The sequence below is a fragment of the Streptomyces sp. C genome (genome assembly GCF_000158895.1).
In the GTDB taxonomy this organism is placed as follows: domain Bacteria; phylum Actinomycetota; class Actinomycetes; order Streptomycetales; family Streptomycetaceae; genus Streptomyces; species Streptomyces racemochromogenes.
Genome location: NZ_GG657750.1, coordinates 5,762,224 through 5,763,432, shown reverse-complemented (window position 1 = coordinate 5,763,432; position 1,209 = coordinate 5,762,224). Strand labels below are relative to the sequence as shown.

Below are 1,209 nucleotides of genomic sequence, written 5' to 3'. Positions count from 1 at the left end.
TCACTCCGCTTCGGGTCTAGAGCGTGCAACTCAATCGCCCTATTCGGACTCGCTTTCGCTACGGCTTCCCCACACGGGTTAACCTCGCTACACACCGCTAACTCGCAGGCTCATTCTTCAAAAGGCACGCAGTCACGAGGATCCGAAGATCCCGACGCTCCCACGGCTTGTAGGCACACGGTTTCAGGTACTATTTCACTCCGCTCCCGCGGTACTTTTCACCATTCCCTCACGGTACTATCCGCTATCGGTCACCAGGGAATATTTAGGCTTAGCGGGTGGTCCCGCCAGATTCACACGGGATTTCTCGGGCCCCGTGCTACTTGGGAGATGAGCAAGCAAGCCGCTGATGTTTCGTCTACGGGGGTCTTACCCTCTACGCCGGACCTTTCGCATGTCCTTCGACTACATCAACGGTTTCTGACTCGCCCAGCCGCCGGCAGACGACTGAAGCTCATTCCCACAACCCCGCATGCGCAACCCCTGCCGGGTCTCACACGCATACGGTTTGGCCTCATCCGGTTTCGCTCGCCACTACTCCCGGAATCACGGTTGTTTTCTCTTCCTGAGGGTACTGAGATGTTTCACTTCCCCTCGTTCCCTCCACACTGCCTATGTGTTCAGCAGTGGGTGACAGCCCATGACGACTGCCGGGTTTCCCCATTCGGACACCCCCGGATCAAAGCTCAGTTGGCAGCTCCCCGGGGCCTATCGCGGCCTCTCACGTCCTTCATCGGTTCCTGGTGCCAAGGCATCCACCGTGCGCCCTTAAAAACTTGGCCACAGATGCTCGCGTCCACTGTGTAGTTCTCAAGCAACGACCAGCCACCCATCACCCTGCACCTCGAAAGGAACAAGTTCACTGGGGCCGGCGCTGAAGACTGACCAGACGGCCGTGCCTTCAGGACCCAACAACGTGCCAGGCACGATCTCTTTCAGTGACTCACTTTCCACGCCGAAGCAGTACTCGTGATCCATCCAGAAGACCGTGCCAAATAATCAACGTTCCACCCATGAGCTGACCGTGCAGAACGTTTGTCTGCAATCGGTACTGTGCTCCTTAGAAAGGAGGTGATCCAGCCGCACCTTCCGGTACGGCTACCTTGTTACGACTTCGTCCCAATCGCTGGTCCCACCTTCGACAGCTCCCTCCCTTACGGGTTGGGCCACCGGCTTCGGGTGTTACCGACTTTCGTCACCCCCACCCCC

At 58.0% G+C, this 1,209-nt stretch carries 1 protein-coding gene and 1 other annotated feature (1 of these 2 only partly in view); the gene reads right to left on the bottom strand.

The genetic code is table 11. The annotated features are described in order from the left end of the window. Positions 1–782, bottom strand: a sequence feature (mutual gap in cmsearch alignment for this rRNA model is longer than 100) (it extends 2,262 nt beyond the left edge of the window). A 28-nt stretch (positions 783–810) separates the two neighbouring features. Then, on the bottom strand, positions 811–978 hold the full coding sequence (locus SSNG_RS42340; RefSeq protein ID WP_165365026.1) for a hypothetical protein: 168 nt from the start codon (positions 976–978) through the stop codon (positions 811–813). Between the last annotated feature and the right edge of the window lie 231 nt (positions 979–1,209).